The following is a 17,986-nucleotide window of genomic DNA, read 5'->3' as shown; positions in this document are numbered from 1 at the left end:
TTCGCTCCTCTTATACTTCTTTGACTTTGATTTGATCGAATAATCGTTGATAATTCGCTAATTGAACTTGACCAGTCGTCGCTTCTTGGGCATTCAGCATTCCTAAGACATTGCCCTGTTTCAGGACCGCTTCATCGGATAAGCCAGCTGCGATGGCGGCAGTTAGCCCAGCCACGGTCGCATCGCCAGAACCGACTGGATTTACGACATCGATTTTCGGAATCGTCACCCGATAAAATTTATCAAGATGTTTCGCAAAAGCGCCCGCACTACCCATTGAAACAACGATCCATTCAATATCCGCAAACATCGGAGCGGATAGCGCCGTTTTTAGTTCTTCCACATCCGGCGAAACGGTCTGTCCCAATAATTGAGCTAATTCTTCGGTATTGGGCTTGATCAGCTTAGGTTTCACCGTCCCTTTCAGCACTGCCGCTAAAGCCGCCCCAGAACAATCTAAAATGACGGGTTTTGCTGGGCAAGCCTGCAACAGCTGGCTATAAAAATCAACGGGTAATCCTTCCGGCAAACTACCAGAAAAAGAAATAATATCGACTTGAGCCGCCAATTTCGTAAAATGCTCCAGAAAAGCTTCCGCCTCTTGTTTCGTGATGATTGGACCACTTTCTAAAATCTCGGTTTGTTGCCCTTCATGCAACACCGCGATACAATTGCGGGTTTCACCGCTGATGGGCAAAAAATCATGAGCGATGTTGTTTTGATCTAGATCCTTTTTGATCTCTTCGCCTAAAAAGCCGCCAATCAAACCGCTAGCAATCACATCCGCATCGAATTGTTTTAAGATCCGCGTGACGTTCAAGCCTTTACCACCAGCTGTTTTACGCACCGCTTTGACCCGGTTCACAGTATCTAGTTTGAATTGATCCAGTGGATAGGAAATATCGATCGAAGGATTCATCGTAATCGTTAAAATCATTGGTTACCCCTCTTAATCGTGGTATTCGCCGCGATCCCATTTTTCGATAAATTCATCAAAGAAATGCGGATCAGACTGGTCAGCGCTGGCTTTTTCAACATGATCGATCTTCGCAATCAATTTCTGGTTCTCTTCTGTTTCTTGATATTCCGCCTTAATGAAAGCCTCTAAAATATCACAGATCAAAAATTCGCCAGTGATCCGAGCCCCAAAACCGATCACGTTGGCATTCAATTGTTCTTTCGCGTAGATTGCCGTGGTCATATCCCGCACTAACGCGCTTCGCACACCGGGGACTTTATTGACCGCATTATTGATCCCAACACCGGTTCCGCACAAACAAACCCCTAGATCTGCTTCCCCACTAGTGACCGCTTCACCCACTTTTTTCCCATAAATTGGGTAATGGGTCCGGGTAAAATCATAAGTCCCCATGTCCAAGACCTCATAGCCTTTGGATTTCAAGAAATCTGACACTGCCATTTTTGTATCTGTGACGATATGGTCACAACCGATTGCGATTTTCATTTCATTCTTCCTCTCTAATTAAGCCATTTTATTTAACATATCGACCCGCACTTGATGACGTCCGCCATCGTAATCTGCGTGTAAGAATTCTTTCACGATATTTAATGCCAACTCATCACCGACGATTTTTGCTCCAAGCGTGATCATGCGAGAGTTATTGTGTTCCCGCGTCATATAAGCACTCCGCTCATCAGAAACTTCAGCGGCCACCATCCCTTTGATTTTAGTCGCCGTCATAAAACTACCCGCGCCATAACCATCGAAAGCAACACCCAAGCTGCCCACATTTTCGTTTAAATCATTGGCGATCGCTACCGTCGATTCCACAAAATCTTTGGCCGGCACTTCACTTTTATCTACGACTGTATAGCCGTGAGCGATTAAGTCCGCCTTGACCAAATCTTTCAATCGCATTCCATCACCATCTGAACCAATTACTACACGCATGTTTGTTTCCTCCTATATTCATAGATATATTTATTTTTTCTTTGCAGAAAAAAATGATCCCTAGCTTTATGCACCTATTGCAGATTAAGACCTATTCCATTTACTTTAGCGAATCCGCTATTTTGCTAGTCGCTTGAGCAATTACTGGATGATCTCGGTGTATTGCTGATACTGTTGCTTCAATTCACTTGAGAGCGTCGCGTCCGTAAATAAGCGGTCAATCTTATTCAAATCATAGAAATTGTAAAAATCGCTATGATCGAATTTATTAGCATCCGATACCAAACATTTTTTGGCGGCGTTATCCAGCACGATTTTTTGCAAGGTGCCTTCTTCAATGCTGAAATTAGAAACTTCTGGTCCTTTTAAACCATTTGCCCCGACAAAGGCCTTTTGGATACCGATTTTTTGAATTGCTTCATTGGCAATCGAGCCAACAAAGGCACCAGTCTTTTCCCGATAAAGGCCGCCAATCAAATAGAGTTCAAATTTTTTGGTTTCACTTAATAAGTTAAAAACCGGCAGGCTGTTGGTCACGATTCTTAAGGAAGATTGGGATATATATTGCGTCATGAGCTCGATCGTCGTCCCCGATCCCAGAAAGATCGTATCATCGCCTGAATCGATATAAGCGGCGGCGTTTTTCGCAATGTAGTGCTTTTCTTTTGTATGCAGCTGCTTCTTTTCTAAGTGAGATAACTCATTTGACTCATAAGAAGTTGAGGCTGTAGTGTACTCGAGCTTTTGCGCCCCACCATGAACACGCAAAAGTTTTTTCTGATTGGCAAGTTCTTCTAAATCCCGACGGATCGTCATATCAGAAACGGCTAATGCTTCTTGGATAAACTTAACCGTAATCGTACCGTAGCGATCGCACATCGCTAGAATCGAGCGTTGTCGTTCTGTCTTCAGCATATTCTGTTCCTCCATAGCCCCATAATAAAACACTAACGAACATTTTTCAACACCTTTTGTTTATTTATTTTTGTTTATTCGGTTGACAACGTTCTAGTAAGCGCTTATACTCAACGTGTAAACAGATAAACAAACATATTCAAACTTAGAAAGGAGCTGTTTTGTTTGAAGAAATTCTTTTTCAACGATACGGTATATGTTTCTGACAAGCAGTCGCAGACGGAAGTTTTTGAAGAGGTCTTTCACGACCTTTTAAAGAAGGAATTAGTAACTGAGGATTTTTTGATCAATCTTTTAGAACGGGAACGAAATTATCCGACCGGTTTAGATCTTTCACCTGTGTCAGAAACGCTCCCGGATATCGCTATCCCCCATACGGAGAGCGCGTTTGTCAAAACGACCCGGATCATTCCGATCAAATTGAAACACGACATTCTTTTCCATAATATGATCTCACCCAGCGAGCAAATCGCCGCTTCCTTTCTTTTCATGATCTTGAATGAAAACGGGGAAGCGCAAGCGGGAATGCTGGCAGATATCATGGACTTTATCAATTCAGTGGATAAAGAAGCCTTATGTTCGTTTTTCAAACTAGAAGACACAGAAGCCATCTATCAGTTTTTAGAGAAACACTTTAATATGGAAGTTTCTGCATAATTGCAGGATAAAAATAAACTTATTTAAGGAGAGAATTACAATGATCAAAATTTTAGCAGCATGTGGAGCAGGGGTTAATTCAAGCCATCAAATCAAAAGCGCTTTGGAAACTGAATTAAATAATCGCGGGTATCAAGTAGCTTGTGACGCCGTCATGATTAAAGATATTAACGAAGAAATGCTTTCTCACTATGATATTTTCGCTCAAATCGCCAATACCGACTTAGGCTTTAACGTGAATATTCCGATTGTTGACGCTGGCGCAATTCTTTATCGGATTCCCGCAATGGCTGAGCCCGTTTATCAAAGTATGGAAAGCGCGATTCAATCATTAAACAAGTAAAAAAAGGCTTAACGAATTTGCTTCATTACAGCTACTTCGTTAAGCCTGCTCTTAAAACTAATTATCACGAACACACTTGCTGAAAAACTACTTCGAGCAACCAGAAAGGACAAGCATATGAGTACAATTATTGATATCGCCAATAGTCTCTTTACCCCGTTGATTAATTTAGGGGCAGCCCCATTAATGACGATCGTCTTAACGGTCATTGCCTTATTCTTTAAAGTAAAACCATCACGTGCACTAGAAGGCGGGATCAAATTAGGGATCGCCTTAACCGGGATCGGAGCTATTATTGGTATTTTAACAACCGCCTTTTCAGGCGCGATGACTGCTTTTGTCGAACGAACTGGGATTTCTTTGAATATTACCGATGTCGGTTGGGCACCTTTAGCCACTATTACTTGGGGCTCACCTTACACCCTTTACTTCCTGCTAGTCATGGTAATCGTCAATATCATTATGTTGGCCATGAAAAAAACCAATACGTTGGATGTGGATATTTTTGATATTTGGCACTTAGCAATCGTTGGTTTATTCGCCATTTTCTGTGGTGCAAACTTATTCATCGCAACGGCTTTAGTAATCTTTATCGGTATCTTGAAAATTTGGAATTCTGATTTGATGAAACCAACTTTCAATGATTTACTAAACGCTCCTGACAGCAACCCAATGACTACGACTCACATGAATTACATGATGAATCCGATCATTATGGTTTTTGACAAGATTTTTGATAAAGTTTTCCCATGGTTGGATAAATATGATTTTGATGCTGCAAAATTAAACAGCAAGATCGGCTTCTGGGGATCAAAATTTGCGATCGGGATTTATTTGGGGATTTTTGTTGGCTTATTAGCTGGACAAACACCCACACAAATTTTCTCACTGGCCTTTACCGCCGCAGTCTGTTTAGAATTGTTCTCTTTGATTGGTGCATGGTTTATCGCTGCTGTAGAACCGTTATCACAAGGAATCACCGACTTTGCCAACAAACGTTTGAAAGGACGGACTATCAACATCGGTTTAGACTGGCCTTTCCTAGCTGGTCGTGCTGAAATCTGGGCGGCCGCTAACGTCTTAGCCCCTATCATGTTATTAGAAGCAATCATCTTACCAGGCAACAAATTATTGCCTCTTGGCGGAATCATCGCGATGGGTGTCACACCTGCTTTATTAGTCGTCACTCGCGGGAAATTGATCCGTATGATCGTGATTGGTGCGATCGAATTGCCATTGTTCCTATGGTCAGGTACCTTGATCGCCCCATTCGTTACGGAAACAGCCAAAGCAGTTGGTGCCTTTCCTGCCGGCTTGAGCGGATCTGCCATGATCTCTCATACCACGATGGAAGGTCCAATCGAAAAATTCTTAGGTTACTTAGTCGGTAACGCCTCTCAAGGCCAAATCGAATTCATCATCTACGCCGCACTAGCCTTAGTTGCCTACCTATTGATCTTTATCTGGTATGCACGCCAAATGAAAAAACGTAACGCCGCTTACGCTGCTGAAAAAGAAGAAAAAGCAGCCCCTACACCAGCCGGCAACGTCGCTTACGCCGCTGAAGCAAAATAAAAAAATTAAGGGCGTATGACAAAAAGTTTGTCATACGCCCTTTTTCCGAATAAATGGTGTTCTAAAAGTAGTTACTTCGGAAATAGGAAATAAGCCGAAGCTGCTTAAAGCTGACCACTTGGGTAACACTTTCTTTTTTCAGACTAGATATTTCTCTTCTTTTTCAATTTTTTCATAATGTTTTTGTTCGTCGGCATCGGTGATGACTGCTGTGACATCCTGCAAGTTATAATAGACCGAAAAATCTTTTTTACCTACCTTTGAATGATCAATCAGCAAAAAGCGTTCAACTGAATTGTTCAAGGCGATTTGCTGTGTCTGTCCTTCTTCAAAAGTCGAGGTCATGATTTTTTGTTCATTCAAGGCATTGCAGCTGAAAAAAGCCTTATGAAAATTCATATCGTTCAGTGACTTATTAGTGATTTCACCAACAAAACACTGGGTCGTTTCCCGCAATTCACCGCCTAATAAATAAATTTTGCGGTCGCTCTTGTTTTTATTCAACTCTTCAAAGACCGGCAAACAATTAGTAACGATGCGCAAGTTGGCGGCTTTGATGATTTTAGACAGCAACTCAATCGTCGTCCCGGGTCCAAGAAACAACGTATCACCATCATTGATCAGCTCATTGGCTTTTTCAGCGATGTGCTGTTTTTCTTCCTGTAACATAATTTGTTTTTCACTATGAGAAAGCTCCACCGGACGATAAAAATCCTTCAACCGGGCACCACCATGCACCCGTTCCAATAAGCCTTGTTTTTCCAACTCATCTAGATCACGACGGACCGTCATATCCGATACAGATAATTTTTCCATAATGTCACTGACTCTGACCGTGCCAGTTACTTCTAATAAGGACATAATCGCTTGAAATCGATCTGTTTTTAACATTGTCTCGCCTCTTTTCTTACTTAGAGTATCAAATTTTAATCAAATCGACTAGCGTGACTTAACGATCTCACAAAAAAAGCCAGGCTCTAAGCCAACGCCAAAGGTCCATTTAGGTCGGACCTTTGGCGTCACTGAAGCCACTGGACTTATTGTGCTAATTCAAATACAAAGTAATTGATATCGCCACGGTATTTCGAGATCGAATATTCCACAGGCAGGCGATCATCAGAAAATCCTTGAGTATGGAAGTAAAACAATGGATCACCTTCCTCAACGTCCAATAAATCGCTGATTGTTTCATCCGCCTTGATCACTTCCAATTTTCGCGTGACGGTCCGGATCGGATGTCCCATGCTCTCAAAAACTTGATACATTTTTTCTTGGGTAAAATCGACCGTTTGAAAGTTAGGAAACCATTCCGCGGGAACATAGCTCGTTACCAACACGACGGGTTTTTCTTCAGCATAACGCAACCGGGTGATCTTAAAAACCAACTCACCCGGTTCCAATCCGAGGTTCTCGGCAACTTCCTCATTGGCTGTCGTCTCCTGGAAATTCAAAACCTTGGTTTTAGGAAGAATTCCTTTCCGACTCATCTCCGAGTCAAAACTTTCGATCACATGTGTGAATTCTTGCCGGATCTTCGGCTTTTTGACGATCGTTCCGCGTTTCTTACGTTTTTCCAAATAGCCTTCATCCACCAACGACTGAACGGCTTGCCGAACAGTTGGACGGCTGACTGCATATTGCTCAGCCAACTCCATCTCTGTCGGGATCAGTTGATTTTCTGCATACTCGCCGTTCTGGATTTTTCCCAATAAATCTGCGCGAATTTTTTTGTGCAATGGAACATTCATGTTGCTCTACTCCTTGATCATTTATCTGTCCAATAACGCTGTGGTGTCGCCAGAACCGCTTCAACTGTTGCTGGCAACTCAACGTGCTCATCCTTTAATAAAAGCACACTTTGCCCCCCACTGCAAGTTTCTCCATTTAATACCATCTCACCGGCTAAAATAGTCAATACGCTGGCCACCTCAGAGCGATTTTTGACGATTTGTTTGCCTTTTAAATGCTGAATCGTAAACTCGCGTTGTTGGACTGTTTTTCCCAACTCGAAGCTCTTCTTTTCAACTTGCTGTTCTGGTTTTAGCGTTTCGATGGCCTTTTCAAGATGCAGTTCCCGCTTTTGACCCTCTTTGTCTTTCCGATCATAGTCATAAAAACGATAGGTTAGATCGGTCGATTGTTGGATCTCATAAACTAGTGAACCTTTCGTCAACGCATGGATCGTCCCAGAAGGAATATAGATCAAATCGTTTTGCGCAACCGGATATTCCTTCAGGATCTGCGAATATTGATTATCTTTAGCCGCCTCCAAAAGTGCTGCCTTCTCGGGAATCTGCTGTTCCGCGTAGATCCAACCATTTTCTGGTGGTGAGACAAAATACCAAGCCTCACTTTTTCCATAGGGCATTTTTTCCCTTTTCTGGGCATAGTCATCCGTTGGATGGACTTGGATACTCAGATTTTCATCACAAGCCGTAAAAGAAATAATCAGCGGATAAACTTCGCCGGGCGCCAAGCCAAATTTTGCTGGATCGGCCGCAACTAATTGACTGAATGTTTGATCTTCACCAACGATTCGGCAATCGATCTCAGCAATACCGCTGGCTGAATAAACCGATCCAATCTTTTCAATCTGAGAATCACCTGAGTAGGCGTGTAGCCGTGGTGTCCCCCAAATCCGTTCCCGTGATTCTGGTTTTAAAATGTACATAATCTTCCTCCTAGTTTAACATGCTTATCTAAATAAGGCGCGTTTCAATTGAAACACGCCTTCCTTCTTAAAATACTCCAATCACTACACCAATCGCTGAAATGATAGTCAATACAAGAATGACTTTAGTGGCGGTCATTTGCTTGGAAGTAAGCAGATACCAAGCTAGTAATACCATTGCTAACGGCAAAATGTTAGGAAAGATCCCATCTAAGACAGTTTGTAGTTTTTGAACTTCATCTCCCATAGGAATTTTGATTTTAGTCGTCAAAGCAATATTCGAAGCTGCCAGGCCGCCAACAACCATGATTCCTAAGATATTAAAGGCATCAGTAATCCGTTTGGCATTTTCTCCAATGATCACATCAATCGCATTGACTCCCAAGCGGTAGCCATTCATAAAACATAAGTAAGAAATCAAGGGACCGATGATACCATAACTAATGATGTAGAAAATCGGACCTAGCGCATTTCCTCCTGCGGCTAATCCCATAGCAATGGACAAGAGGATCGGGACGATGATTCCTTGAATAATTGAATCGCCAATTCCCGCTAGCGGTCCCATCAAGGTCGTTTTAATGTTGATTGGCATTTCTTCTGGTACATCTCCGCCTAAAGCAATCTCTTCTTCTAAGGAAGCGACGATCCCGTTAATTAGTTGCCCTGTTTGCGGCTCAGTATTGTAAAACATTGAATGCCGTAACAGTAGTCTACGTTTGGCTTCGGGATCATTTTTATAGTATTTTTCAGCAAAAGGCAAATAAGAATACGCCCATGCATGAGCCTGCAATTTTTCATAGCTCATGGAAGACAGGTGGGTAAAGCCCCAACGTTTCCATATCTGCCGTAATTCTTTCTTTGTCAATCGATTTTCCATTTAGATTCCCCCCTTAAAACAAATCATCATCTTCATATGCTGCGTTGCCATCTTCCATCGCTGATTCCGTTATCGGTGTTTCTTTGCTAGCTTTTCCAGTGCTTAAATAGACGATATAAGCTACCATTGCTGCCAAAAAGACTAATGCGATCATATTTAACTTGGCAAAGGCCATCAAGACGAATCCGGCAAAGAAAAAGACCAAATGAACTTTCTCTTTGATGACAATTCCCATCAACATTGCAATTCCTAAAGCCGGCAAGACTCCACCAAGTACAGAGATCGTATCCGTTACGACCTGCGGCACATTATTCAGCAGCCAGTCGACCAAGCCACGACCAAAGAAAATCGCCGCAAATATCGGTATCGCCCGCAACAGGAATGTAGTAATTTGTGGATAAACCACATGATTTAAAACAATTCCGCGATCATCAATTTCCTCAGCGGCCTTTTGTGCCCGCGTGTTCCAAAATGAGTATAAGGCCATTCTTGTGTTGTAAAAAATAAGTCCAAACGTTTGACCAATTAAAATTGCTAGTGTTACCGCTACAGCTGGTTCACTAGTGGTCGCTAAAGCCAAACCAATTCCGCCATAAGCAGCATAGGTAATCTCGCTATTTGTAGCCCCACCAGTTGATAGATTGGCGATAAAAACCGCCTGAACTGCCAACCCGCACATAACTCCCGACTTGATATCACCAAACGCAATTCCGGTCAAAAAACCTGCAACTAAGGGGCGCCCCACCACATAGAAGCCACCGCTCATCCCAAATAGCCAGGGACTTTCAATTGCACCCAAGTAACAAAAAATCCCTGTCAGCAATGCCGGAAAAAACAAACTACCTTCCATATCCATTCCTCCTAAAATTTCGTCTTTTTATTCAATCAACAAAATAAAAACTTACTATTTTGATAATGATTCATACTTTTCTTTCATGGTTTTCCATGGTTTGATATCATCATCCGGCAAAAGCTGAAAACCAATCTCAATCCCCTGTTGATTCATATATTCAAACGCCGCATAATCCTTTTCATCAATTGCAACGGTACGGCCAAGTACGACCGCTCCTTCGCGAGTGTTCATCGGTCCTACGTTCAATTTTCTACCAAAATCGACTCCTAAACGGACCAATTCCGCAAACGTTTGCGGCGAATTACTGATCAAAAAGAAATCCTTGGAAGAATTTTTACCCTTTGGTACACTCTCCACCGCTTGTTCAGTTGTATAAACTCCCAGTTTCAAATTTCCTGCCGCAGCCTTCAACACCTTCTTTCTTAACTCATCTTGAGCGATGTCATCTCCAACGACTAAAATCCCTTGTACTGGACGTGCTTTCGTCCATCTGGTAGTCGTTTGTCCATGAATTACTCGGTCGTCAATCCGTGCTAGTGTAATCGTCATTTGTAATTCCTCCTAAGTAAATATCATTTAATTAAAAATCCAGATCATTTTCTTGGTCTTCTTCGTTGGCAGCACCCTCGATCCCTTGCTGTCCTGCTTCAATTGCCATCTCGTATAACTTACCCAAGCTGCTGTTCGACAAATTCATCCCTACCTCAATCACCATTGGTAAATTCATACCGGCTACAACGCGGACATGCTCTTCGTTAGAAAGATAATATTTGTAGGCTTCGTTATAAGGTGTCCCCCCTTTAATATCTGTTAGAATCAAGAGTTCCTCTGACTCAAGCGCAGCCAGTTGTTTTTCAAACTGTGAAGAAAATTCCTGAATTCCCGCTTCAGTCAAGCTAATAGCAAGCAAATCAGGATTTTCCCCTGCAATCATCTGATAGCTACTCAAAATTCCGTAACAAAAATCACCGTGACTTGTCATGATCACTTTCAAAAATACCGCTCCTCCCTTTTATGTAATTACAAATCATTTTATGTCATAATAATAGTTCCTTTAGAAAGCGTTGTCAACCAAATAATTATATAAATTTTGCGTTGACATCTTCCGATAATTACTCTATGATAAATTATGTAATTACATATTAGGAGGAATTAACATGACGACTTACACAATCGATCAACTTGCCCGTTTTATTGATCACACAAACTTGAAGCCTTATGCAACAAAAGCGGATATTCGCCTTTTATGCATGGAAGCCAAAGACTATCATTTTAAAATGGTGGCAATCAATCAAGTCCAATCAGAATTATGCAGCGAAGTTTTAGCCGGTACAGATATCAATGTCGGTGCGGCCATCAGCTTCCCACTAGGTCAAACATCGATTGAAGCAAAAATCGCCGAGACGCAGGATGCGATCAAAAACGGCGCTACTGAAATCGACTATGTTGTGAATATCACGGAAGTTAAGGAGCAAAATTGGGATTATCTAACGGATGAAATGAAAAAAATTGTGGCGATTTGTCGCGCCGACAAAGTCGTTTCAAAAGTTATTTTTGAAAATGCTTATTTAACAGATCAAGAAAAAATTACTTTGTGCGGGATTGCTAAAATAGTTAAACCAGATTTCATCAAAACTTCGACCGGTTTCGCTCCCACTGGTGCTACATTTGAGGATGTCAAATTAATGAAAGCTCATGTTGGTCCAGAAGTGAAAGTGAAAGCGGCTGGCGGGATTCGTGACGCTGAAACTTTCAAACAAATGATCGCCTGTGGAGCTGAACGCATCGGAACTAGCTCCGGCATTGCAATCATTGAGGCGTTGAAAAAAGAAGCCGTCGACGGAACAATCACCATCTAGGGGGAACTATGAAAAAAATCGCTATTACCGGCGCCAATGGCTATCTAGCCTCCCTCATTCAAACCATCAATCATGAGGAGTTTGATTTTATCCCAGTCACTCGTAAGGATATTGACCTCGCTCAACCAGAAGCCGTCACGCAGTTTTTCGAAGAACTAGAATTTGATATGGTCTTTCATGCCGGAGCACGTACACAAACTGCAGACTGCGAGGAAAATCCAAGGAATACTCATAAAGTCAACACTGAAAGTGCCATCAATATCGCTAAAATTTGCCAACAAAAAAAGGCCCGCTTTATTTTTTTGAGTACCGAACAAGTCTTTAATAATCGTTTAGATCGTGACCCTTATACCGAAGAAACGCCCGTCGCTAGTACCTCACTCTATGGTCAGCAAAAAATCGAAGTTGAAAATTTTTTGCTAGAAAATCAACTGGATGCGGTCATCCTCCGATTGTCATGGATGATGGGTCTTTCTTATCCGGGCATCAAAAGCAGTCCGAACATTATCAAACAGGTGATGAATGCCCTGTTTTATCAGCGACCAACCAAATTCACTGTCAATGAAGTCCGGGGAATGACTTATGCTAAAAAATTAGCCGAGCAGTTCGATAAAATCAGTGGATTACCCGCAGGAATCTATCACTTCTCCAGCCAAAACAAAAGCTCAACTTACGAGGCGGCAAAATATATCGCTACAACACTTGGTTTTGATGAGAAAAGTATTGATCAGTACATTCGTCCTGATCACGAGCGCTACGCTGAACGCTTTCGTAAGTTGACATTAGCAACCGATAAAATCGCCGAACAAGGCATCTCTATCTCGACATTTGAAAACGATGTTGCTGAATGCTTGCGAGACTTTGATTGGCATAGCCTATGAAAAAAGAAGTGTGACAAGAATCTTGTCACACTTCTTTTCTGAATAAATGATATTTCGGAAAGAACTTCTTCAATAAGCCATTTTTATTGTGGCAACTTATTTTTATTAATCACCACCAGCAAAAATTTCTTCACGACTGTAAATTGGATGATGATTTTTTAAATCGTCGATTGTTCCGACTTGCTTACCTTTTGAATAATAACCATCCAATAGCCCTAACGATTGAAAAATCGTTTGCTTATAGGCAATTTCAGCATTCCATTCAGTTGTATCAAGGATTTGAAGTGCTTTATGGATCGCTTCAATTCCCGTTTGACCAGGTGTACTGATCAAGACGCCGTGACTGTTTAACAACAGCATGTTAGGAATATCTAATTGCTCTTTTTCCATATAGCTCGAAACTAAATCTGCCAGCTCTGGTGAACAGTTTGGTTCAAAATCAAGTACTGGAACATAACCGATTTTCTGAGTCGCTTCGGTTAAGTTTGGCATGTCCAAACCAGCCGTTGCCCAAAACATTGAGTTTGGGGCATGAGCGTGCAATACCGCACGAATTTCAGGATTGGTATCATAGACCGCTTCATGTAAATTAATTTCCCGAGTCAAGCTCCCCACACCGTCGATCACTTTACGCGTGTGCGGCTCTACTACTAAAATCTGGGCAGGTGAAACTTCGCCTAGATAGGCTTCTGACATCATCGTTGGGGTCATAATAATGTATTCTTTTCCCTTTTCATCGATGGTTTTGAATGAAAAATTTCCACCAGCAACATTGGTATTCTTTCTATTAAAAATTAGTTTTACAATCCGCGCTAAATCTTCACGTTCTCTTTCAAAAATCATTCGTCCGTCTGACATAATCGAGACCACCTTTTCTATTTTTTGAATATCTTTTTACTAGTAATCGCGGTCTGCGCCGCTTCTCGTACTTGCATCGCTGCTTGATATTTTTGTTTGCGGCGCTCATCGTATTCTTTGAAAAGAACAGGATTGCCGTATTTATAAACGAAGATAGCCAAGACGATCGCAATTAGATTGAAAATCAGTTGTTGTGTCGTGAAGGCTAGAATAAAACTAACGATCGCCAGAAATAGAATAAACAACCACTTGGTCTTTTCTTTATTTTCCTTTTTATTCCCCATTTGTTTTTTTCTCTCCTTCACTCTACTTACTTAGCTCGCAACTTTTACTCCGCTAACTTTTTTTGTCGTTGTTTCTTCATATCTTTGACTAGGAACTTTTGCTTTGTTCATATATTTGTATAACCAAACAAACATTGCTACAAAGATGACTGCCCCTACGATGGCTAGAATATTCCCTTTAAAAGCTTCCGCAAACAAGATTCGGAATTCTGGTCCTTCAATTGATGACCAAGTGATTTGTTGACCTTTTTTAATACCTTCGACCGCACCAGTTTGATCAGCTAACCCTGTTAAAATGGGCGTCAAGTATGTCGCTGCATAAAGATAGATAGGCATTGAGATTACACCCATGATCAACATTCTAGCTAAATTCCCGCCTGTCAATAACAAGCCACCCACTGCGATTGAGTAGTTGATGATTCCAGCCAATGGTAATACGGCATTGCCTGGTAAAATAATCGCATAACCGATAAATACTGGTACTAATAAAATCGCTGTCACCCAGATTTCAGAACGACCGGCTAATACCGGCCAATCTAACCCGATATATACTTCACGATCTTTAAAGCGTTTTTTCATCATTTCAGACATCGCATCAGCCAAAGGAGAAAGCGACTGCATAAACATTTTTGAAATCATTGGGAATAACGCCATCGCCGTGGCGATTTGGATAGCTAAATTCAATGAGCCAGAAACACCGTATGCCGCAGCAAGCCCTAAACCCAATCCAATGATGAAACCCATCACGGAATTTTCAGAAAAGACACCGATTTTTTTCTTCAAAGCCTTAGTATCCGCCCGTCTATTAAGGAAAGGAATTTTATCCATGATTACATTAATCGGTAACAATAATACAGCAGAGATATTCATTAAATGCGTAACCGTTACCAATGGAATACCCGTTAAATCTTCGATATGTCGTTGGAACATATCACCCATTTTCAACTCTAAAATGACTTGTACAATAGCTGTAACAAACCCTGCGATTAAACTTCCGCTAATAAAATAAACTAAATACGCAGTTAAAGCCTTGCCCCAAACATTCCACATATCAACATTCAAGGTTTTCGTCCAATTCAAGATCAACATGATGAAGTTCACACCAAGAACGACTGCGAAAAAGACAAATGCATAAGACCAAGACCAAGTGATACTAGCAGCACCCGTCCAACCTAAGTCTAGAGCAGGTAAATTAAGGCCGGTATTTTTAGCTAATGCTTCTGATGCCGGGCTTACCGCATTGGACATAAAACCGATGACCATCGACATCCCAGTAAAGGCAATCCCTAAGGTAATCGCTGACATGAAAGCTTTTTTGAACTTCATTCCAGCAATAAGACCTAAGATCAAAATAATCAATGGAACAAAAATAGCTGAACCCAATCCTAAAATATAATTGATAATGTCTTGAAATATTTGCACGTTTTCCACTTCTTTCTTTACTTATTTTACTGTCTTTTTTAATCGACTAAGGCTTTGATATCATCGTAAATTTGATCAGCACCCATTCCTGTTAAAAATGGAATGCCCGGGAAAACCTTTACATTTAACTCTTCAGCTTTTTCCAGCACCTCATCATCAGGTTGAGCAACATAAACATAGATTCCAGTAGACGGTAGTTCATTTTGAATCGATTTGTAATCAACTGCTTCTACTGGAAAATCAATCCCATCGTCCTCAAACATTCCTGCAATTTTACTAGCAATCGTTTGGCTTGTAGCTACTCCACTTCCGCATGCAACAATTAGTCTATTTTTCATCTTAATTTCCTCCAACTTTTCTAATATAGTTAATTTTTTATTTTCTAAATGTTATCGGTAAATAATTGATAAATTTTCTTTTTATCCTTTTCTTCTATATAAGTAGAAACAAAGTCCTCTTTCATAAACAACTCCATAAAAGCTTGTAGTAACCCAACTTGCTCTTTAGGGTCTTTAATTCCTAGAAAGAATAAGTTTTTTACACCCATTTCTTGACTGTCCCCCATTTGTTTTACCTTCACTTCGTTCTTTAAACGTGCAATATAAACAAATGGTTTTTCTACATACTCTGGATCAGAATGAGGTAGCGCAATATTTAAGTACTGAGTGATTAAACCTGTTGGAAATTTTTGCTCTCTAGTAGTTATACCTCCCAGATATCCTTCATTCACAAAACCAAGTTTTTTTAAATGCGTTGCAACTTTTTGGAAGACTTCTTCTTCATTTTCTCCTTCCACATCAAGACTGATTAATTGATTATCAAACATTTCTTTGTAATCCACGAACGCTTCGCTCCTTCCTCAAATTTTTTGAGATATTTTGTTAATCTTTGTTAACATTTGTTTTACAATGTCAATATACAACCGTATACACCTTTTGTCAACGCTTTCTTTTTGTTTATTTTTAAATATAATGAATTTTTCATTTACGAGCTCCCCCCTATATTAACAAACTTTAACACAAACGAACATTTCTTCCTTGCTTTTTGTTAATCAAAATGTTATTAATAGGTTATAGCAATTTGATCAACTAGAAATAATTGTAAGAGCTTACTGATGTGAGGTGATTTTATGTTAAAGAAAGAACGACAAGAAAAAATTTTAGATTTAGTAAATCAGAATGACTATTTATCCATTTCAGAAATATCTTCTACTTTAGATGTTTCTGATATGACGATCCGCCGAGACATTAACGAATTAGCGGAAAAATTTTTATTAGTAAAAATTTACGGGGGTGCCCAAAAACTTGAAAAAATCGAACAAGAACTTTCTACTCAAGAAAAAATTGATACTAATGTAACTAAAAAAAAATACATTGGAAAAGTAATGAATAGCATCATTTCTGACAACGATACGATCTATATCGGAGCTGGGACAACTATGCTTCATGCTTTGCCGGAAATAAATAAAGCAAACTTATTTGTGATCACAAACAGTTTGTTGGCCTTTAATTATCTGATATATAACACGGATTATCGGGTGCTGTTGACCGGAGGTGAATTTTCACGAACGACTGAAGAGTTTTATGGTGAAATTGCGGAAAAAAGCTTTGATAACTTAAATATTGATATTGCTTTTGCGGCAACTAATGGGGTTTTTGATAATAACGTGACTACTGCAAATTCAATTGAAGGGTCAATTCAACGTGTTGCCTTTAAGCATTCGCGCAAAAAATGCGTCGTAGCAGATAGTTCTAAATTTAATCGTTCCGATGTTTATACCTTCTATTCTCTATCAGATGTAGATTATTTGGTTACCGACGATCAACTCTCTGATACTGCTTGTGAATACTACAGCTCATTTACTAAGATTATTAAGGAGGAAGTGGAATGATTTTAACAATTACTTTGAACCCTTCGATGGATTACAACTACCTTGTGTCGTCTTTAACTTTGGACGAAGTTAATCGAGTTGAAAATCCTCATACATCGATTGGTGGAAAAGGCATCAACGCCGGCCGAGTGATTGCTAAATCCGGTGAAAAAGTAGTTTTGACTGGTATTTTAGGCGGCCCTGTCGGTAAGATGATTTTAGATACTTTGATTGCTGAAAAATGCTATCAATTAGAATTTCTCACAGTCGAAGGAAATTCTCGCAATGCCATCACTATCATGCATGATGAAAATACTCATACCGAACTAGTGGAAAAAGGACTCTACCTTTCTTCAAAAAATGAACAACTTTTCTTTGAACATGTTGCGACTCTTATAAAAAGATACCCAATCGATGTCATTTGTATCTCTGGCTCAGTGAATTCAGATAATCAATTCTTCCACGCTGAACTTCTAGCATTTATTCGCGCCCTCGTGGGGGAAGAATTCCCAATATTGATGGATATTTCCGGAAAACAATTAGAAAACGTTTTATCACAAACTTCTATTCGTCCAAGCTTCATTAAACCGAATACTCACGAATTAGAAGAACTGATTGGGCAAAAGATCCACTCAACAGAAGAATTAATTACTGCTTTAGAACAGCCACTTTTTGATAATATTGAGACTATCATGATTTCACAAGGTGGTGATGGTGCTCTAGTGAAACGTGGAGAGGCTTTCTACGATATTCAAATTCCTGAAATCGAGATCGTCAATACTACTGGTTGTGGTGATTCAACGGTTGGCGGAATGGCGTTTGCTATCAGCCAAGGATTTTCTGTCGCCGATGCAATCAAATACGCAATGGCTTGTGGTATGTCAAATTCCTTATTTGAAACGAATGGTACAATCGATAAAACTCAAGTAACTAGATTCATGCAACAGATCCAAATTCAAGCGTTAAAAAAATTTAGTGTAAATAATTGATACTCTGTGTGAAAAAAGAA

Annotated in this window: 23 protein-coding genes; 7 read left to right on the top strand and 16 right to left on the bottom strand. The window is 40.4% G+C overall.

Annotated features, from left to right (window positions below):
* Positions 1–10: 10 nt before the first annotated feature.
* From EP1_RS06335 to EP1_RS06320, 4 genes are all read right to left on the bottom strand, one after another.
* The gene (locus EP1_RS06335) at positions 11–937 is read right to left on the bottom strand and encodes a tagatose-6-phosphate kinase (RefSeq protein ID WP_067625225.1); all 927 of its coding nucleotides are present in this window, start codon (positions 935–937) and stop codon (positions 11–13) included.
* A gap of 12 nt (positions 938–949) precedes the next feature.
* Entirely contained in the window at positions 950–1,465 is a 516-nt protein-coding gene (gene lacB, locus EP1_RS06330; RefSeq protein ID WP_067625222.1) for a galactose-6-phosphate isomerase subunit LacB, read from the bottom strand.
* An 18-nt stretch (positions 1,466–1,483) separates the two neighbouring features.
* Positions 1,484–1,912, bottom strand: a complete 429-nt coding sequence (lacA, locus tag EP1_RS06325; protein WP_067625218.1) for a galactose-6-phosphate isomerase subunit LacA — start codon at positions 1,910–1,912, stop codon at positions 1,484–1,486.
* A gap of 141 nt (positions 1,913–2,053) precedes the next feature.
* Complete coding sequence (locus EP1_RS06320; protein WP_067625215.1) at positions 2,054–2,827, bottom strand: DeoR/GlpR family DNA-binding transcription regulator; 774 nt, start codon at positions 2,825–2,827, stop codon at positions 2,054–2,056.
* Positions 2,828–2,992: 165 nt separating this feature from the next.
* Between EP1_RS06320 and EP1_RS06315 the strand changes: the two genes are divergently transcribed.
* The 3 genes from EP1_RS06315 to EP1_RS06305 all read left to right on the top strand — a co-directional run bounded on the left by EP1_RS06315 (position 2,993) and on the right by EP1_RS06305 (position 5,402).
* Positions 2,993–3,484, top strand: a complete 492-nt coding sequence (locus EP1_RS06315; RefSeq protein ID WP_067625212.1) for a PTS sugar transporter subunit IIA — start codon at positions 2,993–2,995, stop codon at positions 3,482–3,484.
* 40 nt (positions 3,485–3,524) lie between these two features.
* Complete coding sequence (locus EP1_RS06310) at positions 3,525–3,827, top strand: PTS sugar transporter subunit IIB (protein WP_067625209.1); 303 nt, start codon at positions 3,525–3,527, stop codon at positions 3,825–3,827.
* Between the two features lie 117 nt (positions 3,828–3,944).
* Positions 3,945–5,402 (top strand): PTS galactitol transporter subunit IIC, encoded by a 1,458-nt coding sequence (locus EP1_RS06305; protein WP_067625205.1) that lies wholly within the window; start codon positions 3,945–3,947, stop codon positions 5,400–5,402.
* A gap of 138 nt (positions 5,403–5,540) precedes the next feature.
* Here the strand turns inward: EP1_RS06305 and EP1_RS06300 are convergent, their stop codons facing one another.
* The 7 genes from EP1_RS06300 to EP1_RS06270 form a co-directional block, all read right to left on the bottom strand.
* Positions 5,541–6,293, bottom strand: coding sequence for a DeoR/GlpR family DNA-binding transcription regulator (locus EP1_RS06300; protein ID WP_067625201.1), 753 nt, complete (start codon positions 6,291–6,293; stop codon positions 5,541–5,543).
* Positions 6,294–6,439: 146 nt separating this feature from the next.
* Positions 6,440–7,150, bottom strand: a complete 711-nt coding sequence (locus tag EP1_RS06295) for a GntR family transcriptional regulator (RefSeq protein WP_067625198.1) — start codon at positions 7,148–7,150, stop codon at positions 6,440–6,442.
* 17 nt (positions 7,151–7,167) lie between these two features.
* Positions 7,168–8,073 carry a class I mannose-6-phosphate isomerase gene (locus tag EP1_RS06290; protein WP_067625195.1) on the bottom strand — a complete coding sequence of 302 codons (906 nt, stop codon included), beginning with the start codon at positions 8,071–8,073 and terminating at the stop codon, positions 7,168–7,170.
* Positions 8,074–8,140: 67 nt separating this feature from the next.
* The gene (locus EP1_RS06285) at positions 8,141–8,950 is read right to left on the bottom strand and encodes a PTS system mannose/fructose/sorbose family transporter subunit IID (RefSeq protein WP_067625192.1); all 810 of its coding nucleotides are present in this window, start codon (positions 8,948–8,950) and stop codon (positions 8,141–8,143) included.
* Positions 8,951–8,963: 13 nt separating this feature from the next.
* On the bottom strand, positions 8,964–9,800 hold the full coding sequence (locus tag EP1_RS06280; RefSeq protein ID WP_067625189.1) for a PTS mannose/fructose/sorbose/N-acetylgalactosamine transporter subunit IIC: 837 nt from the start codon (positions 9,798–9,800) through the stop codon (positions 8,964–8,966).
* Between the two features lie 54 nt (positions 9,801–9,854).
* A complete protein-coding gene (locus EP1_RS06275; protein ID WP_067625185.1) occupies positions 9,855–10,352 on the bottom strand; it encodes a PTS sugar transporter subunit IIB in 498 nt (165 codons plus the stop codon).
* Between the two features lie 31 nt (positions 10,353–10,383).
* Positions 10,384–10,791 carry a PTS sugar transporter subunit IIA gene (locus tag EP1_RS06270; RefSeq protein ID WP_245630588.1) on the bottom strand — a complete coding sequence of 136 codons (408 nt, stop codon included), beginning with the start codon at positions 10,789–10,791 and terminating at the stop codon, positions 10,384–10,386.
* Positions 10,792–10,960: 169 nt separating this feature from the next.
* On the opposite strand from EP1_RS06270, the gene deoC reads away from it, so the two are divergent.
* Positions 10,961–11,662: a deoxyribose-phosphate aldolase gene (gene deoC, locus EP1_RS06265; RefSeq protein WP_067625179.1), complete on the top strand. Its 702-nt coding sequence runs from the start codon at positions 10,961–10,963 to the stop codon at positions 11,660–11,662.
* 8 nt (positions 11,663–11,670) lie between these two features.
* The gene (locus EP1_RS06260; RefSeq protein WP_067625175.1) at positions 11,671–12,543 is read left to right on the top strand and encodes an SDR family oxidoreductase; all 873 of its coding nucleotides are present in this window, start codon (positions 11,671–11,673) and stop codon (positions 12,541–12,543) included.
* A 105-nt stretch (positions 12,544–12,648) separates the two neighbouring features.
* Here the strand turns inward: EP1_RS06260 and EP1_RS06255 are convergent, their stop codons facing one another.
* From EP1_RS06255 to EP1_RS06235, 5 genes are read right to left on the bottom strand one after another with little or no spacing between them, the layout of a single operon-like run.
* The gene (locus tag EP1_RS06255) at positions 12,649–13,401 is read right to left on the bottom strand and encodes a class II aldolase/adducin family protein (protein WP_067625172.1); all 753 of its coding nucleotides are present in this window, start codon (positions 13,399–13,401) and stop codon (positions 12,649–12,651) included.
* 17 nt (positions 13,402–13,418) lie between these two features.
* A complete protein-coding gene (locus EP1_RS06250) occupies positions 13,419–13,685 on the bottom strand; it encodes a hypothetical protein (RefSeq protein ID WP_067625169.1) in 267 nt (88 codons plus the stop codon).
* Between the two features lie 30 nt (positions 13,686–13,715).
* A complete protein-coding gene (locus EP1_RS06245; protein WP_174519741.1) occupies positions 13,716–15,107 on the bottom strand; it encodes a PTS galactitol transporter subunit IIC in 1,392 nt (463 codons plus the stop codon).
* 38 nt (positions 15,108–15,145) lie between these two features.
* Entirely contained in the window at positions 15,146–15,445 is a 300-nt protein-coding gene (locus tag EP1_RS06240) for a PTS sugar transporter subunit IIB (RefSeq protein WP_067625161.1), read from the bottom strand.
* 44 nt (positions 15,446–15,489) lie between these two features.
* Positions 15,490–15,948, bottom strand: coding sequence for a PTS sugar transporter subunit IIA (locus EP1_RS06235; protein WP_067625157.1), 459 nt, complete (start codon positions 15,946–15,948; stop codon positions 15,490–15,492).
* Positions 15,949–16,236: 288 nt separating this feature from the next.
* Between EP1_RS06235 and EP1_RS06230 the strand changes: the two genes are divergently transcribed.
* Together EP1_RS06230 and EP1_RS06225 are read left to right on the top strand one after the other, a co-directional pair.
* On the top strand, positions 16,237–16,998 hold the full coding sequence (locus EP1_RS06230; RefSeq protein WP_067625155.1) for a DeoR/GlpR family DNA-binding transcription regulator: 762 nt from the start codon (positions 16,237–16,239) through the stop codon (positions 16,996–16,998).
* Positions 16,995–17,966 carry a 1-phosphofructokinase family hexose kinase gene (locus EP1_RS06225; RefSeq protein WP_067625153.1) on the top strand — a complete coding sequence of 324 codons (972 nt, stop codon included), beginning with the start codon at positions 16,995–16,997 and terminating at the stop codon, positions 17,964–17,966. The genes EP1_RS06230 and EP1_RS06225 overlap by 4 nt, the downstream gene beginning before the upstream one ends.
* The last annotated feature ends 20 nt before the right edge of the window (positions 17,967–17,986 follow it).

The sequence above is a fragment of the Enterococcus pseudoavium NBRC 100491 genome (assembly GCF_001544295.1).
Lineage (GTDB): Bacteria > Bacillota > Bacilli > Lactobacillales > Enterococcaceae > Enterococcus_A > Enterococcus_A pseudoavium.
The sequence above is the reverse complement of the archived record's forward strand: the minus strand, read 5'-3'. Positions and strand labels throughout refer to the sequence as shown.